Annotated in this window: 16 protein-coding genes; 7 read left to right on the top strand and 9 right to left on the bottom strand. The window is 65.1% G+C overall.

Going from position 1 to position 16,100, the window contains the following annotated elements; translation table 11 throughout:
- Positions 1-7 precede the first annotated feature (7 nt).
- Positions 8-223: a molybdopterin-binding protein gene (locus tag WCE05_RS04210; protein ID WP_003255829.1), complete on the top strand. Its 216-nt coding sequence runs from the start codon at positions 8-10 to the stop codon at positions 221-223.
- 114 nt (positions 224-337) lie between these two features.
- On the opposite strand, the gene WCE05_RS04205 is transcribed toward WCE05_RS04210, so the two are convergent.
- The 4 genes from WCE05_RS04205 to WCE05_RS04190 all read right to left on the bottom strand — a co-directional run bounded on the left by WCE05_RS04205 (position 338) and on the right by WCE05_RS04190 (position 5,402).
- A complete protein-coding gene (locus WCE05_RS04205; protein ID WP_368815491.1) occupies positions 338-970 on the bottom strand; it encodes a TetR/AcrR family transcriptional regulator in 633 nt (210 codons plus the stop codon).
- Complete coding sequence (gene gshA / locus WCE05_RS04200) at positions 970-2,547, bottom strand: glutamate--cysteine ligase (RefSeq protein WP_368815490.1); 1,578 nt, start codon at positions 2,545-2,547, stop codon at positions 970-972. Before gshA ends, WCE05_RS04205 begins: the two co-directional genes overlap by 1 nt.
- Positions 2,548-2,700: 153 nt before the next feature.
- The gene (locus WCE05_RS04195) at positions 2,701-3,084 is read right to left on the bottom strand and encodes a PaaI family thioesterase (RefSeq protein WP_368815489.1); all 384 of its coding nucleotides are present in this window, start codon (positions 3,082-3,084) and stop codon (positions 2,701-2,703) included.
- The gene (locus WCE05_RS04190; RefSeq protein WP_368815488.1) at positions 3,084-5,402 is read right to left on the bottom strand and encodes a Tex family protein; all 2,319 of its coding nucleotides are present in this window, start codon (positions 5,400-5,402) and stop codon (positions 3,084-3,086) included. Before WCE05_RS04190 ends, WCE05_RS04195 begins: the two co-directional genes overlap by 1 nt.
- A gap of 231 nt (positions 5,403-5,633) precedes the next feature.
- On the opposite strand from WCE05_RS04190, the gene ompR reads away from it, so the two are divergent.
- Positions 5,634-6,374: a two-component system response regulator OmpR gene (gene ompR / locus WCE05_RS04185; protein WP_225786641.1), complete on the top strand. Its 741-nt coding sequence runs from the start codon at positions 5,634-5,636 to the stop codon at positions 6,372-6,374.
- Between the two features lie 118 nt (positions 6,375-6,492).
- Positions 6,493-7,806, top strand: a complete 1,314-nt coding sequence (locus WCE05_RS04180) for an ATP-binding protein (RefSeq protein WP_225786640.1) — start codon at positions 6,493-6,495, stop codon at positions 7,804-7,806.
- Between the two features lie 29 nt (positions 7,807-7,835).
- On the opposite strand, the gene rimK is transcribed toward WCE05_RS04180, so the two are convergent.
- Positions 7,836-8,741, bottom strand: a complete 906-nt coding sequence (rimK, locus tag WCE05_RS04175) for a 30S ribosomal protein S6--L-glutamate ligase (protein WP_225786639.1) — start codon at positions 8,739-8,741, stop codon at positions 7,836-7,838.
- Positions 8,738-9,220 (bottom strand): ATP-dependent zinc protease, encoded by a 483-nt coding sequence (locus WCE05_RS04170; RefSeq protein ID WP_225786638.1) that lies wholly within the window; start codon positions 9,218-9,220, stop codon positions 8,738-8,740. The genes rimK and WCE05_RS04170 overlap by 4 nt, the downstream gene beginning before the upstream one ends.
- Positions 9,221-9,329: 109 nt before the next feature.
- Here WCE05_RS04170 and WCE05_RS04165 point away from each other — a divergent pair, with 109 nt between their 5' ends.
- On the top strand, positions 9,330-9,731 hold the full coding sequence (locus tag WCE05_RS04165) for an RNA-binding S4 domain-containing protein (RefSeq protein ID WP_225786637.1): 402 nt from the start codon (positions 9,330-9,332) through the stop codon (positions 9,729-9,731).
- 44 nt (positions 9,732-9,775) lie between these two features.
- Here the strand turns inward: WCE05_RS04165 and WCE05_RS04160 are convergent, their stop codons facing one another.
- Positions 9,776-10,576 (bottom strand): phosphatase PAP2 family protein, encoded by an 801-nt coding sequence (locus WCE05_RS04160; RefSeq protein WP_368815487.1) that lies wholly within the window; start codon positions 10,574-10,576, stop codon positions 9,776-9,778.
- Positions 10,577-10,684: 108 nt separating this feature from the next.
- On the opposite strand from WCE05_RS04160, the gene hslO reads away from it, so the two are divergent.
- The 3 genes from hslO to WCE05_RS04145 all read left to right on the top strand — a co-directional run bounded on the left by hslO (position 10,685) and on the right by WCE05_RS04145 (position 14,419).
- Positions 10,685-11,587 (top strand): Hsp33 family molecular chaperone HslO, encoded by a 903-nt coding sequence (gene hslO / locus WCE05_RS04155; protein ID WP_225786635.1) that lies wholly within the window; start codon positions 10,685-10,687, stop codon positions 11,585-11,587.
- 179 nt (positions 11,588-11,766) lie between these two features.
- On the top strand, positions 11,767-13,308 hold the full coding sequence (locus tag WCE05_RS04150) for a phosphoenolpyruvate carboxykinase (RefSeq protein ID WP_253080288.1): 1,542 nt from the start codon (positions 11,767-11,769) through the stop codon (positions 13,306-13,308).
- 676 nt (positions 13,309-13,984) lie between these two features.
- Positions 13,985-14,419, top strand: a complete 435-nt coding sequence (locus WCE05_RS04145) for a thioesterase family protein (protein WP_253080287.1) — start codon at positions 13,985-13,987, stop codon at positions 14,417-14,419.
- Between the two features lie 66 nt (positions 14,420-14,485).
- On the opposite strand, the gene WCE05_RS04140 is transcribed toward WCE05_RS04145, so the two are convergent.
- Together WCE05_RS04140 and fdhD are read right to left on the bottom strand one after the other, a co-directional pair.
- Positions 14,486-14,968, bottom strand: a complete 483-nt coding sequence (locus tag WCE05_RS04140; RefSeq protein WP_225786632.1) for a glycine zipper domain-containing protein — start codon at positions 14,966-14,968, stop codon at positions 14,486-14,488.
- Between the two features lie 212 nt (positions 14,969-15,180).
- Entirely contained in the window at positions 15,181-16,011 is an 831-nt protein-coding gene (fdhD, locus tag WCE05_RS04135) for a formate dehydrogenase accessory sulfurtransferase FdhD (RefSeq protein WP_253080286.1), read from the bottom strand.
- Positions 16,012-16,100 lie beyond the last annotated feature (89 nt).

The raw sequence follows: 16,100 nt of genomic DNA, 5'->3' as shown, positions 1-16,100 counted from the left end.
CAAAGTCATGACCATCAAAGCGATCAACGTGCGTAACCAGTTCAAAGGCACCGTGAAGGAAATCCTCGAAGGCCCGGTGCTGTCGGAAATCGACGTGCAGACTGCATCCGGTATCGTCACCTCGGTGATCACCACCCGCTCCGTACGTGAGCTGGAGCTGCAGGTGGGCAGCGAGGTGATCGCCTTCGTCAAATCGACCGAGGTGTCCATCGCCAAGTTGTGATGAGTGGGGCTGCTTCGCAGCCCTTTCCAAGCGGTCCGGCGCCCCGGCAAGGCCGTTCCTGCAGGCACAGCGCTGTCTGCAATCCAGCGCCATATCTGTGGGAGCGGCCTTGTCTCAGGAAGAACGCTTGGCCAGGAACGGCGGCAGATACAGCCCCAGGTATGCCTCGAACACCCGCTTGCCTTCCTCGGCCATGCGCGGCGTGATCTGTTCATGCAATTGCACCGACCGGGCATAGACCCGGTCGCTCAACTCCATGGCCAGCGCGAACACATCCACATCCTTCGGCATCGCCGGCAACTGGAAGTGCTGGTCGAACAGCTTGTGCATCAGCTCGCCCAGCTCCATGTCGTGCTGGCGGTCGGCCTGGACCACTTCGCTCAGGCCATGCTGGGCGAGAATCAATTGGCGCGCCGCGGTGTCCTGGTTGTAGATCTCCAGCATGCGCTGCTCGATCAGCCGCGACAGGTCGTGCCAGGTGTCCAGCGTGGCCGGGTCGATCGGCGCGCGCAGGGCTTCGCGGAAGGCCCGGTGCACATCGGCGGTCAGGGCCTCCAGCAGGGCCGGGACGCTGGCGAAGAAGTGGTACACCGACGACGGCGGGATCTGCGCCCGCTCGGCCACGCTGTAGATCGACAGGCCTGCCACGCCCTCGTGGGCCAGCAGCTCGCGCGCTGCGGCGAGGATCGCGTCGATCCTCGCCTGGCTGCTGGCGCGTGGCTTGCGCGGGCCGGTGCTGCGGCTCATCAGTTGCTGATCGCCAGGATGCTGGCCTGGTAGGCACCGACGAACAGGTCGAAGTCGCCGACCTCCTGCTGCTCCAGGCGTGCCTGCTCGGCCAGGGACTGCCGGGCGAGGGTGTCGAACGCCTGCTGGCGTTCGGCTGGCAGCGGCTGCTCGCGGAACGTCTCGGCGTGGGCCTGGCTCTGGCGCAGGGCGAAGCGCACGAAGCTTTCTTCGCGCTCGGTCATGCGTGCCAGCACCTGGGCCGAGGGCGTGAGGGCCGGGTCGTCGATCTTGGCCCGCTGGGCGGCCAGGGCCTTGGCATGCCCGTCGCCGCCCTGGGCGCGGTCGAGCAGCTCGGCCAGCGGCGCGATGCGGGTGATCAGCTCGCCGGCCCAATCCTTCAGGCTGATCGGCTGGCCGTCACGGCGTAGCTCCAGCCCCGGGCGTCGGCCTTCCTTGACCACGGTGAGGAAGTTGCTGGTGCACTGGCCGCATTCGCCGTTGTCCAGCAACGGGCTTTCATCCAGGGCACAGAACAGCAGGAACGCATCGAGGAAGCGTGCCTGGGACAGGTCGATGCCCACCGGCAGGAACGGGTTGATGTCCAGGCAGCGCACCTCGACGTACTGCACGCCGCGGGCCATCAGGGCCTGGATAGGCCGCTCGCCGGTGTAGGTGACGCGCTTGGGACGGATGTTCGAGTAGTACTCGTTCTCGATCTGCAGGATGTTGGTGTTCAACTGCACCCACTCGCCATCCTTGTGCGTGCCGATCGCCACATAAGGCGGATAGGGCGTGCCCACGGCCTTGCGCAGGCTGTCGGTGTAGCTGGCCAGGTTGTTGTAGCAGGGCGTCAGGCCCGCCTGGGCGTTGCTCTGGTAGCCCAGGTCGCTCATGCGCAGGCTGGTGGCGTAGGGCAGGTACAGGGTCTCGGCGTCGAACTGCTCGAGCTGGTGCGGGCGGCCGCGCAGGAAGCCGGCATCCAGCGCCGGCGAGGCGCCGAACAGGTACATCAGCAGCCAGCTGTAGCGGCGGAAATTGCGGATCAGCGCGATGTAGGCCGCCGACTGGAAGTCGCGGTCGTTTTCATCGCTGCCTTCGGCCTGGCGCAGCAGCGGCCACAGGGCTTCGGGCAGGGAAAAGTTGTAGTGGATGCCGGCGATGCACTGCATGGTGCGGCCGTAGCGCAGGGCCAGGCCCTTGCGGTACACGTGCTTGAGCTTGCCGATGTTGGAGGTGCCGTACTCGGCGATCGGGATGTCATCCTCGGCCGGCAGCGCACAGGGCATCGACGGGCTCCACAGGTACTCGTCGCCGAGCCTGGAGTAGACGAAGCGGTGGATTTCCTCGAGGTTCTCGAGGACCTGGGCCGGGTCGGCCAGGGCTGGGGTGATGAACTCCAGCAACGACTCGGAGTAGTCCGTGGTGATCTGCTCGTTGGTCAGCGCCGAACCCAGGGCCTCCGGGTGCGGGGTCTGGGCCAGGCGACCTTCGTCGGTCACGCGCAGGCATTCGCGCTCAATACCGTGCAGGCACTGCTTGAGCAGGGGGAGATTGGCGCCGAGCAGGCTCAGGCGGCGGTTGAGGAGTTCGCTCAAGATGGATTCCTTCACGCGTCAGTCGCCCCAATATGGGGGTAGCATTGACGGTCTACAAGGGTAGGGACAAAGGAACTGGCGTTGTCGCCTGGTTTACGCGGATCCGGCAGTGCCAGCGCACTGCCGAAAATACCGCAGATGCCCCGTCGGGAGCTAGAGAACCGCGAAGGTTCCTTGGGCCTTGGCGACGAGTTTGTCGCCCTGGCGTACGTCGGCGTCGACCACCAGGGTGCGGCGCCCGGCATGCAGCACGCGGGCGACGCACAGTACCTCGCCGTCGCTGACGGCGCGCAGGTAGTTGATCTTGCATTCGATCGTCACGCTCTGCTGGTCGAAGCCATGGCTGGCCGAGCAGGCCAGGCCCATGGCGATGTCCACCAGGCTGAAGATCGCCCCGCCATGCAGCTTGTGGGCGCGGTTGCGCAGCTGTGGCGTGAGCGCCAGGGCGACCTCGGCGACGCCTTCGTCCAGGCGTTGCAGGCGGCAGCCCAGGAGCTGGCTGAAGGCGCTTTCGACGTATTCGGCAGGAACCTCCATCACTTCTTCTTCAACTGCTTGGCGTTGGCGAACAGGGCAGCCATGGCGTTGTTGACCGGCGCCGCGGTTTCACGCTGGCGGGGTGCCTGCTGTTGGCGGCTGCCCGCATTGCCGCGTCCACCGCCACGGTTGCCTTCGACCTTCTCGCCCGGGGTGTCGCTCATGCGCATGGACAGGCCGATGCGCTTGCGCGGGATGTCCACTTCCATGACCTTGACCTTGACCACGTCGCCGGCCTTGACCGCTTCGCGCGGGTCCTTGACGAACTTTTCCGACAGCGCCGAGATGTGCACCAGGCCGTCCTGGTGCACGCCGATGTCGACGAAGGCACCGAAGTTGGTGACGTTGGTCACCACGCCTTCGAGGATCATGCCCGGCTCCAGGTCCTTGAGGTCCTCGACACCGTCCTGGAAGGCGGCGGTCTTGAACTCGGGGCGCGGGTCGCGGCCGGGCTTGTCCAGTTCCTGGAGGATGTCGGTCACGGTCGGCAGGCCGAAAGTCTCGTCGGTGAAGGTCTTCGGGTCGAGGCGCTTGAGGAAGCTGCTGTCGCCGATCAGCGAGCGGATGTCGCGGCCGGTGTCGGCGGCGATGCGCTGTACCAGCGGGTAGGCCTCCGGGTGCACCGCCGAGGCGTCGAGCGGGTTGTCGCCATTCATCACGCGCAGGAAGCCTGCGGCCTGCTCGAAGGTCTTCTCGCCGAGGCGGCTGACCTTTTTCAGCGCCGCGCGGGTGGCGAACGGGCCATTGGCGTCGCGGTGGGCGACGATGTTCTGGGCCAGGGTGGCGTTGAGGCCGGAGATGCGCGTCAGCAACGCCACCGAGGCGGTGTTGACGTCCACGCCGACGGCGTTCACGCAGTCCTCGACCACCGCATCCAGGCCACGGGCCAGTTTCACTTGGGAAACGTCGTGCTGGTACTGGCCGACGCCGATGGATTTCGGGTCGATTTTCACCAGTTCGGCCAGCGGGTCCTGCAGGCGTCGGGCGATCGACACGGCGCCGCGCAGGGACACGTCCAGCCCAGGGAATTCGCGGGCGGCCAGTTCCGAGGCCGAGTACACCGAGGCGCCGGCCTCGGAGACCATGATCTTGGTCAGCTTCATGGCCGGGTACTTCTTGATCAGCTCGCCAGCCAGCTTGTCGGTCTCGCGGCTGGCGGTGCCGTTGCCGATGGCGATCAGTTCCACCGAGTGCTTGGCGCACAGGGCGGCGAGCACGGCAAGGGTGCGGTCCCAGTCGTTCTTCGGAGCGTGCGGGTAGACGGTGGCGGTTTCCAGCAGCTTGCCGGTGCCGTCGACCACGGCCACCTTGCAGCCGGTACGCAGGCCCGGATCCAGGCCCAGGGTGGCACGCGGGCCGGCCGGCGCGGCCAGCAGCAGGTCGTGCAGGTTGTGGGCGAAGACGTTGATCGCCTCGCCTTCGGCGTTGTCGCGCAGCTCGCCGAACAGGTCGGTTTCCAAGTGGGTGTAGAGCTTGACCTTCCAGGTCCAGCGCACCACCTCGGCCAGCCATTTGTCGGCAGGGCGGTTGCGGTTGGCCAGGCCGAAGTGCTCGGCGATCATCACCTCGCACGGGTGCAGGGTGCCCGGCAGTTCCTCGCCGACCTTCAGCGACGCGCTCAGCACGCCCTCGTTGCGGCCACGGAAGATCGCCAGGGCACGGTGCGAAGGCACGCTACGCAGCAGTTCGTCATGGGCGAAGTAGTCGCGGAACTTGGCGCCTTCCTCTTCCTTGCCGGCCACCACGCGGGCGCTGAGCACCGCCTCCTGCTTGAGGAAACCGCGCAGCTTGTCGAGCAGCGCGGCGTCTTCGGCGAAGCGCTCCATGAGGATGTACTTGGCGCCTTCCAGGGCGGCCTTGATGTCGGCCACGCCTTTTTCGGCATCGATGAAACGCGCCGCTTCGGTTTCCGGGGTCAGCTGCGGGTCGCCGAACAGCCCGTCGGCCAGGTCGCCGAGGCCCGCCTCCAGGGCGATCTGGCCCTTGGTGCGGCGCTTTTGCTTGTAGGGCAGGTAGAGGTCTTCGAGGCGGGTCTTGGTGTCGGCCAGCTTGATCTCGCGGGCCAGCTCCGGAGTCAGCTTGCCCTGTTCCTCGATGCTGGCCAGGATGCTCGCACGGCGCTCGTCCAGCTCGCGCAGGTAGCGCAGGCGCTCTTCGAGGTGACGCAGTTGGGTATCGTCCAGGCTGCCGGTCACTTCCTTACGGTAACGGGCGATGAAGGGCACCGTCGAGCCTTCGTCCAACAGGGCCACGGCCGCCTCGACCTGCTGTGGGCGAACGCCCAGTTCCTCGGCGATACGGCTGTTGATGCTGTCCATGAGAACCACCTGACAAATTGTGAATGCTGGAGGCCGCAAGGGGGCATTCGGGCCCGGCGGCGCTGGGTGAAAGCGGCGCATTATACCCATCGTGCCGGGCTTGCGGTGATAGCGCCGGGCCAGCGCAGGCCCGGCGGGAACTGGCGCCAGGGGAAAAATCTGCTAACAATGCACACGGCACGCGTTGCAATGGCTACGCCATAATGCGCGGCGACATCAAAGGAGTTATTCATGACCAGCACCGCAAACACCGCTGAAGGCGACAAGATTCTCATCGTCGACGACGATCCGGGGCTGAGCAGCCTGCTGGAGCGTTTCTTCACCAGCAAGGGCTATCGCGCCCGTGCGGTGCCCAATACCGAACAGATGGACCGCCTGCTGGCCCGCGAGGTCTTCAACCTGGTGGTGCTCGACCTCATGCTGCCGGGCGAGGATGGCCTGGCGGCGTGCAAGCGCCTGCGTGCGGCGAACAACCAGATCCCGATCATCATGCTCACCGCCAAGGGCGACGAGCTCAGCCGCATCAAGGGCCTGGAGCTGGGCGCCGACGACTACCTGGGCAAGCCGTTCAACCCCGACGAGCTGATGGCGCGGGTCAAGGCCGTATTGCGCCGCCAGGCGCCCAGCGTACCGGGTGCGCCCGGCAGCGAGGACGAGACCGTCACCTTCGGCGACTACGAGCTCTCGCTGGCCACCCGCGAGCTCAAGCGCGGCAACGAGGTGCACATGCTGACCACCGGTGAGTTCGCCGTGCTCAAGGCCCTGGTGATGCATGCCCGCGAGCCGCTGACCCGCGACAAACTGATGAACCTGGCCCGGGGCCGCGAATGGGATGCCCTGGAGCGTTCCATCGACGTGCAGATCTCGCGCCTGCGCCGCATGATCGAGCCCGACCCGTCCAAGCCGCGCTACATCCAGACCGTCTGGGGCGTGGGCTATGTCTTCGTGCCGGACGGAAACGCCGGAAAATGAGCCTGCTGGCATGCCTCGACGCGGCAGGGCGATCCAAACGGGTCGCCCTGTTTTCGTCTGTGGCGTGCCGGCAACCCCCGCGAGCCCTGCTCGTGCCGCATTGCAGTAGTTGTCCTCGATGAAAACGCCCCTGTGGTTCCCGCAAAGCTTCTTCGCCCGCACCCTGTGGCTGGTGCTGATCGTCGTCCTGTTCTCCAAGGCGCTGACGCTGGTGTACCTGCTGATGAACGAGGACGTGCTGGTCGACCGCCAGTACAGCCATGGCGTGGCCCTCACGCTACGTGCCTACTGGGCGGCCGACGAGGAGAACCGCGACAAGATCGCCGAGGCCGCAGGCCTGATCCGGGTGACTGGTGCCGGTGTGCCCGAGGGTGAACAGCACTGGCCCTACAGCGAGATCTACCAGCGTCAGATGCAGGCCGAGCTGGGCGAAGACACCGAGGTGCGCCTGCGTATCCATGCACCGCCAGCCCTGTGGGTCAATGCGCCGAGCCTGGGGCCGGGCTGGCTGAAGGTACCGCTGTACCCGCACCCCTTGCGTGGGCAGAAGATCTGGAACGTGCTGGGCTGGTTCCTGGCCATCGGCCTGTTGTCCACGGCGTCGGCCTGGATCTTCGTGCGCCAGCTCAACCAGCCGCTCAAGCGCCTGGTGTTCGCCGCGCGCCAGCTGGGCCAGGGGCGCAGCGTGCGCTTGCCGATCAGCGATACGCCGAGCGAAATGACCGAGGTGTACCGCGCTTTCAACCAGATGGCCGAGGACGTCGAGCAGGCCGGGCGCGAGCGCGAGCTGATGCTGGCGGGGGTGTCCCATGATCTGCGCACGCCGCTGACCCGCCTGCGCCTGTCACTGTCGCTGATGGCCAACGACAGCGAGCTGACCGACGACATGGTGCGTGACATCGAGGACATGGACGCCATCCTCGACCAGTTCCTTGCGTTCATCCGCGACGGGCGCGACGAGCCGCTGGAGGAAGTCGACCTGGACGAGCTGGTGCGCGAGGTGGTGGCGCCGTACAACCAGCCGGAGGAGCGTGTGCGCCTGTGCCTGGAGCCGATCCCGCCGTTTCCTCTGCGCCGGGTCTCGCTCAAGCGCATGCTCGGCAACCTGATCGGCAATGCCCTGCATCACGGTGGCAAGGGCGTCGAGGTGGCCGCCTATGTGTCTGGCGACCAGAGTGCGCCCTACGTGGTGCTCAGCGTGCTGGACCGGGGCACTGGTATCGATGAGTCGGAGCTGGAGACCATCTTCAACCCCTTCATCCGTGGCGACCGGGCCCGGGGAGGCAAGGGCACCGGGCTGGGGCTGGCGATCGTCAAGCGCATCGCTGCCCAGCATGGCGGCAATGTCGAGCTGCGCAACCGCTCCGGTGGCGGCGTCGAGGCCCGGGTACGCCTGCCGCTGGGGTTGATGCTGCCGCGTAACGCGGTCTGATTCGCGGGGCTCCCTTCGCGGCGGTGATTTCAACCCTTGCCCTTGGTCCGCGTCTGGTTCGGCCCGCCGTTCTTCTCCAGGTGCGCGATGATCATGCCGGCCACGTCCTTGCCGGTGGTCACCTCGATCCCCTCCAGCCCTGGCGATGAGTTCACTTCCATCACCAGCGGCCCGTGGTTGGAGCGCAGGATGTCCACGCCGGCCACGCTCAGCCCCATGACCTTGGCTGCGCGGATGGCGGTCATGCGCTCTTCCGGGGTGATCTTGATCAGGCTGGCGACGCCACCCCGATGCAGGTTGGAGCGGAACTCGCCAGGCTTGGCCTGGCGTTTCATCGAGGCGATGACCTTGTCACCGACCACGAAGCAGCGGATATCGGCCCCGCCGGCCTCGCGGATGTATTCCTGGACCATGATGTTCTGCTTCAGGCCCATGAATGCCTCGATCACCGACTCGGCGGCCTTGGTGGTCTCGCACAGGACCACGCCGATGCCCTGGGTGCCTTCGAGCACCTTGATCACCAGCGGGGCGCCGTTGACCATCTGGATCAGGTCGGGAATGTCGTCCGGCGAGTGGGCGAAGCCCGTGACCGGCAGGCCGATGCCGCGCCGTGACAGTAGTTGCAGGGAACGCAGCTTGTCGCGCGAACGGGCGATGGCCACCGACTCGTTGAGCGGGTAGACGCCCATCATCTCGAACTGGCGCAGCACGGCGCAGCCATAGAAGGTGACCGAGGCGCCGATGCGCGGGATCACCGCGTCGAAGCCCTCCAGCGGCTTGCCGCGGTAATGGATCTGCGGCTTGTGGCTGGCGATGTTCATGTACGCACGCAGGGTATCGATCACCACCATCTCATGGCCGCGCTGGGTACCGGCTTCGACCAGGCGACGGGTGGAATACAGACGCGGGTTGCGCGACAGCACAGCGATCTTCATGCAGCACCTGTGACAGGGGAAAGGGTGGTCGGAAAGGCCGGTTTGTCCTGAACGTACTTGAGGCCGGGGTTGACGACCAGTTGGCCATGGATCAGCGCCTTGGAGCCGAGCAGCAGGCGATAGCGCATGTTCTTGCGGCAGGCCAGGGTGAACTCCACTTCCCAGACCCGGTCGCCCAGGGCCAGAGGGGTACGGATCACATAGCGGACCTGGGCCTGGCCGTTGGAGCTCTTGATGGTCTTGCGGGTGACCAGTGGCGCCTCGCAGCGGCGGTGACGCAACTGCACCACCGAGCCCAGGTGGGCGGTGAAGCGCACCCAGGGCTGGCCATCGCGCTCGAAGGGTTCCACATCGGTGGCGTGCAGGCTGGAGGTGCTGGCACCGGTGTCGATCTTGGCGCGCAGGCCCGCGACGCCGAGGTCGGGCAGGGCGACCCACTCGCGCAGGCCGATCACAGTCAGATGGTCAAATGTCTTCACGAAGCACACCCTGCGAATGAGGTGGTGAACTGTAAGCACGCCGGCGACTTTTTGCATCCGCAAGTTACGGTAGTACAGTTCGGTGACAGACAGCATTCGAGGTATCGGGATGGCACACAAGTCGGAAGAAGACGACAAGGTTCGCCTGGACAAATGGTTGTGGGCGGCGCGTTTCTACAAGACCCGGGCCCTGGCCAAGGCAGCCATCGAGAGTGGCAAGGTGCATTGCCGGGGCGAGCGCTGCAAGCCGGGCAAGGAGCCGCGGGTGGGCGACGAGTTCGTCCTGCGTACCGGGTTCGACGAGCGCACCGTGGTGGTCAAGGCGCTGTCGGTGGTGCGACGGGGCGCGCCGCAGGCGCAGGCCTTGTACGAGGAGACCGAGGAGAGCGTTCGGCGTCGCGAACAGGCGGCTCAGATGCGCAAGGCCGGGGCGCTGGGCGTGACCACCGACGGGCGCCCGACCAAGAAGCAGCGGCGGCAGATCCACCAACTGCAGGGCAGTTACGACTGAGCCGACAGGGCTGCCTTGCAGCCCCAAAGGGTAGCCAAGCGCGATCAGCCCGCGCGTACCACGCTCAGCCGCCTCACCCATGGCAACCGGGCCAACAGCACGAACAGCGGTGCCGTCCAGCGCAGCAGCGCCGCGCTGGCCTTGGCCGCCAGTGGCGTATGGCAGCTCCAGCCTAGCGCCAGGACCGCCATCAGCAGCCCGCCGATATAGTCGTCCTGCCCCCAATGGGCACCGGCCACCAGGCGCGGCAGCATGAACAGCACGGCCAGGCTCCAGGTCAGCAGGTGCTGCAGCAGGCGGCGGCTGAACAGGCTCATGAACAGCGCCCAGACCAGCAACACCGAGGCATGGTCGCCCGGGAAGCTCTTGCTGGAGCGGTCTTTCAGTTCCCAGCTGGCCTCGAGGTCGGGGTAGAAGTCGCTCAGGTGGATGGCATCGCCGAATACCATCGACGGGCTGTCATGTTGCCAGCCGGAGGCATCCACCCACTTGGAAAACAGCGCGCGAATCACCACTAAGAGGATTAGCGTGACCAGGAAGCCGAAAAAGGCCTCGCGTACCTGGCAGGCCTTGAACACCCAGTCGCCACGGATCAGCAGCGCCAGCAGGATCAGGCCGACGACGATATCGAAGGGGCGCAGGCTGCCGAGGGTCCAGATGTAGCGCCAGATGGCGTTGTCGGCCAACGGCGCGTTGAGGCTGTGGAACAGCCACTCGTCGAAAGTCAGGCACAGGATCTGGCCAAAGGGCCATAACCAGAAACACAGTAGAGCGATGGGCAGCAGGGTACAGGCTGCCAAGGGGCCCCAGGACCACCTTGCTTGGAACAGTGGTCGATTGTCCATAAGATACCTCTATTGCCAGCGGGATATGGAGCGCCTCGTGAGCGCTCTGCAACGGGACTTTCAAGTCCGTTTACACATTTTGTCATCATTTTCAGATAGCCAGAACCTATGCACGATTTGCCGGATACCGATTTCACCCAACGTTTCATCTTCGACGACCGCGATGTGCGCGGTGAGTGGGTGGCGCTCGAACGCAGCTATGCCGAGGTGCTGGCCCGTCATCCGTACCCGCAGCCCGTGGCGCTGCTGCTCGGCGAACTGATGGCCGCCGCCGCGCTGCTGGTCGGTGCGCTGAAGTTCGATGGCCTGCTGGTATTGCAGGCGCGCTCGGAAGGCCCGGTGCCGCTGCTGATGGTCGAATGCTCCAGCGACCGCGAGATCCGTGGCATGGCCCGGTACGACAGTGCGCGCATCGATGCCGACGCCGGGCTCGAGCAACTGATGCCCGAGGGCGCCCTGACCCTGACCATCGATCCGCTGCAAGGCCAGCGCTACCAGGGCATCGTCGACCTGCACGGGGCCAGCCTGTCGGAGTGTTTCACCAACTACTTCGTCCGTTCCCAGCAGCTCAACACGCGCTTCTGGCTGCATGCCGACGGCCAGCGCGCCCGGGGCCTGCTGCTGCAGCAACTGCCGGTGGACCGTGAGCGCGACGAAGAAGACCGCGAGGCCAGTTGGCAGCATGTGACCACCCTGGCGGGCACCCTCAGCGCCGAGGAAGCCCTGACCCTGGACAACGAGACCCTGTTGCACCGCCTCTACCATGAGGATGCCGTGCGCCTGTTCGACATCCAGCCGCTGCACTTTCGCTGCAGCTGCTCGCGCGAGCGTTCCGGCAATGCCCTGGTGAGCCTGGGCGAGCACGATGCACGGCAACTGGTCGAGGAATGTGGCGGCCAGGTCGAGATCGATTGCCAGTTCTGCAACCAGCGCTACTTCTTCGATGCCAGCGATGTCGCGCAATTGTTTGCCGGGGGCGGCACGGACGCACCGTCAGAAACTCGGCACTAAAACGATTCACTACAGGAAATTCTCCTGTCTAACTGCGAAAAAGCGCAGTTCTGACAGGAGGGGCCTACTTTTTTTGGGCTTTTCTGGCATAATCCGGCCACTTTTTTCGCTGTAGTAGTTTGGAAAAGACCACTACAAAACGTTTGGAGCACTCGGCCTCGGGCCGGATGGGGTACCTCATGACGCAAGCCAACAACACCGTGTACACCGACCTGAGCGTCGATGAGCTGGTAAAAGAAGCGCTGTCCCGCGGTGAAGGCGAACTGGCCGATACCGGCGCGTTGGTCGTGAAAACCGGTCATCGCACCGGCCGTTCGCCAGCTGACCGTTTCATCGTCGACGAGCCCAGCACCTCCGGTGCCATCGCCTGGGGCCCGATCAACCGCAAGTTCCCTGCCGACAAGTTCGATGCCCTGTGGGCGCGCGTCGAGGCGTTCAACAACGCCCAGGAGCACTTCGTCTCCCACGTTCACGTAGGCGCTGCCGCCGAGCACTACCTGCCGGTCAAGATGGTCACCCAGACCGCCTGGCAGAACCTGTTCGGCCGTTGCCTGTTCATCAACCCGGCCCAGTACAACCCGGCCGGCCGCGAAGAGTGGCAGGTCCTCAACGTTGCCAACTTCGAGTGCGTCCCCGAGCGCGACGGCACCAACTCCGATGGCTGCGTCATCATCAACTTCGCCCAGAAGAAGGTGCTGATCGCCGGCATGCGTTACGCCGGTGAAATGAAGAAAGCCATGTTCTCGGTGCAGAACTTCCTGCTGCCGGCCGCCGACGTGCTGCCGATGCACTGCGCCGCCAACATCGGCGAAGCCGGCGACGTGACCCTGTTCTTCGGCTTGTCCGGCACCGGCAAGACCACCCTGTCGGCCGACGAGAGCCGTTACCTGATCGGTGACGACGAGCACGGCTGGGGCGAGGGCGTCGTGTTCAACATCGAAGGCGGCTGCTACGCCAAGTGCATCGACCTGTCCGAGAAGAACGAGCCGGTCATCTGGAAAGCCATCAAGCACGGTGCGGTGCTGGAAAATGTCGTCCTCGACGATGCCAAGCACGCTGACTACGCCGACGGCAGCCTGACCCAGAACAGCCGCGCGGCCTACCCGCTGGAGCACGTCGAGAAGCGTTCCGAGAAGAACCTGGGCGGCGAGCCGAACGCGGTCATCTTCCTGACCTGCGACCTGACTGGCGTTCTGCCTCCGGTGTCGATCCTCAACAACGAGCAGGCGGCCTACCACTTCCTGTCCGGCTACACCGCGCTGGTCGGCTCCACCGAAATGGGTTCGGGCGGCGGCATCAAGTCGACCTTCTCCACCTGCTTCGGCGCGCCGTTCTTCCCACGTCCGGCCGGCGAATACGCCGAACTGCTGATCAAGCGCATCAAGGGCTTCGGCTCCAAGGTCTACCTGGTCAACACCGGCTGGACCGGCGGTGGCTACGGCGTCGGCAAGCGCTTCAGCATCCCGACCACTCGTGCCGTGATCGCTGCGATCCAGAGCGGCGCCCTGGTCGGTGCCGAGACCGAGCACCTGGACATCATCAACCTGGACGTGCCGAAGGCCGTTCCGGGCGTCGAGACCGTCCTGCTCAACCCGCGCAACACCTGGGCTGACCCGGCTGCCTACGACGAGGCTGCCAAGGGCCTGGCCAAGCTGTTCATCGAGAACTTCAAGAAGTTCGAGGTTTCCGAGGCCATCCAGGCCGCCGGTCCACAGCTCTAAGCCAAGACCTACGATGGGCCGCTTTCGCGGCCCATCGCGACACAAGGCCGCTCCCACGTTGATCTCAAGATCAGTCGTGAACCTGGAGCGGCCTTGTGGTGTTTGGGGTTACGGTTATTGCTTTATGCTTCATGGCCACTTCTGCCTAGCATGCATCATACGGATGATTTCGATACGCTCCTGAAGGGCTCGATAGACCATCACGTCATTTGGCCGAACGACAATTTCCCGTGTGCCGTCGTATCTACTCAGCTTGTAGAGCGATGGGATATGGGCGCCCGCCTCGCTTTTTCCCTGAAAGCTTCATCCAGCGCAATGGCAGCGTCGGGATTGTCTGCCGCGATGTGCTCCATTATGCGGTAGCGGTCCTTGCACGCCATACCAGGCGTGTCACTGCCGCCTGGCTCTGAGGGCTGCGCGACGTGCAGTAAACAGTCGCTCTACTTCCTCGTCATCCCTCAGTCGTGACGGGTCGTTGAGGCTGGCCTCCATGTGTTCAGCAAACCACATTGCCGCCGCGTTGGGCTGTCAGAACGTGTCCTGTTCATTGATACTGACCTGTATGGCCCAGCCGCCTGGTTGCCGAGTTTCTGTGGGAAGCGTCCCTTCCATGGAGCAAAATTGATCTATGTGATTTTCAGAAAATTTATCTCCGTGCCACTGGCCAGGACAAATCATGACCGAATCTCCCCAACACGCCGACTTCGCCCACTTCCACCCCATCCTCACCCGTGCGCAAGACAATGATCTCAACGGCCACCTCGCCGGCGCCACGGTGCACGGCTGCTTCGAAACCGCCATCCAGGCGTTTCTCATCGAGCAGGCCGAGCTGGACCTGCGGGATGGCGAACTGGCGGCGTTCGTGGTCAGTTCGGCGGCGGATTTCTATGCGCTGCCGGGCTTCCCGGATGTACTGGAGGTGGGCTTGGGGGTGACGCGCCTGGCGGGTAGCACGGTGGAGTATCGCCTGGCGCTGTTTCGCCCGGGCGAGCCGCAGGCCTGTGCGGCGGGCACGGTGGTGCAGGTCTTCGTCGAGCGTGCCAGCGGCCGGCCGGTAGCGCTGCCCGAGGCCTTGCAGGCCACCCTGGCGGGGCTGCAGCTCAAGCGTTGAGGCCGATACGAAAAGGCCCTGCCGGTCAGGGCAGGGCCTTTAGGCAAGGCGCAGGCCTTGCGTATCTCAATGGCGCCAGTGGCGCTTGTTCTTGTGCTTGCGATGGCCGTAGTGATGGCCGCGGTCCCAGTGACGACGGCCGTCGTAGTCACGACGATAACGGCGGTCGTGACGCTCGTCGGCGTCGGCCTTGTTGCCCATGTAGTTACCCAGGGCACCGCCGGCGCCACCGCCAGCTGCGGCGCCGATCAGGCTGCCGGTATTGCCGCCGACCTGGCGGCCGATCACGTTGCCGCCCGCAGCGCCCAGCGCGCCACCGATGGCCGCTTCGCCGCGTTGGCGCTTGTCGGCCCCCACCGCACTACCGGCGGCACCGCCCAGGCCCGCGCCGATGGCCGAACCCGTGCTGCCACCGATGGACTGGCCGACCACGGAGCCGAGTACCCCACCCAGTGCGCCGCCAATGCCAGCCTCGGTGTTGCCGCCTGCCATGGCAACGCCGCTGAGCAGGCCGAAGGACAACAACAGAATCGAGGAGTACTTCTTCATCAAGAGAGCCTCATAGGGATGACGAGGCGAATTTGAGGCTCTCCGATGCGCCTGGCAACGAAAATCCGACGAGTTGCACGAGTTGTACACAATTTTCTAACTAATTGATTTTAATATGAAACTTTCTTGTTTTTCGGTTGTCTTAAGTTACTTGAGACAAAGCCCTGGCCCTTGCGGACAGGGCTTTTTTCGTTGTGCCTGCCAGGCAGTCGTCACGCGTGCGCCGCCGGGCTGAACACCCGTGGTGCGCTGTGCTTGGGTACGTGGATGAGGTTGAGGTTGTGCTGGCGGGCCCATTGCAAGGCCAGGCCGGTGGGGGCTGAAAGGCTGACCAGGGTCTGGATGCCGGCGCGCAGGACTTTCTGGATCAGCTCCAGGCTGCAGCGGCTGGTGACGACGGCCAGGCCGCCCCGGGTATCGATGCCCTGGCGCAGCAGGGCGCCGATCAGCTTGTCCAGGGCGTTGTGCCGGCCGATGTCTTCGCGGCCGAGCAGCAATTCGCCGTGGCGGTCCATGAACAGCGCTGCATGCACGGCGCCGCAGTGCTGGCCCAAGGGCTGGAAGGCGTCGATGCGCTCGCGCAGCCCGGCCAACCATTGGGCAGGTGGCAGTGGCGCGCCAGGCAGTTCGGCAAGCTCAGGCAGCGCCTGCTCCAGGGCCTCGACCCCGCACAGGCCGCAGCCGCTGGTGCCGGCCAACTGGCGGCGCTGGTTCTTCAGGTTCCAGAAGGCCCGGCTGGAGATCTCCAGGTCGGCGTACAGCGCCGAGCCACTGCCGGAGAGCTTCACGTCGTAGATTTCCTCGGTGCCAGCAACGATGCCGCTGCCGACGCTGAAGCCAACGGCGAAGTCTTCCAGGTCGGTGGGGCTGACCAGCATCACTGCCTGGTTCAGGCCGTTGTAGGCGATGGCCAGGGCGACTTCCTCGGCGAGCGGGGTGCTGTCGCGCGCCTCGTCGGTGAGCTGTCGGTAGTCGTAGGTATTGCTGGCGGCAGGCAGCGACAGCGATGTGGACGCCGCACAGACCGGAGGTTTGCTGTTCATCGGGGCGGGTTACCGGCGGCTTTGTTTACCCGCCCAAGCCTAAGCCGGTGGGCGGGTGGCGTCCAGTCGCTAGGGTCTATGTGGTGATA

This window comes from Pseudomonas sp. I2 (assembly GCF_040984075.1).
GTDB classification, from domain to species: Bacteria; Pseudomonadota; Gammaproteobacteria; order Pseudomonadales; family Pseudomonadaceae; genus Aquipseudomonas; species Aquipseudomonas guariconensis_B.
This window is presented reverse-complemented; position numbering and strand designations above follow the sequence as displayed.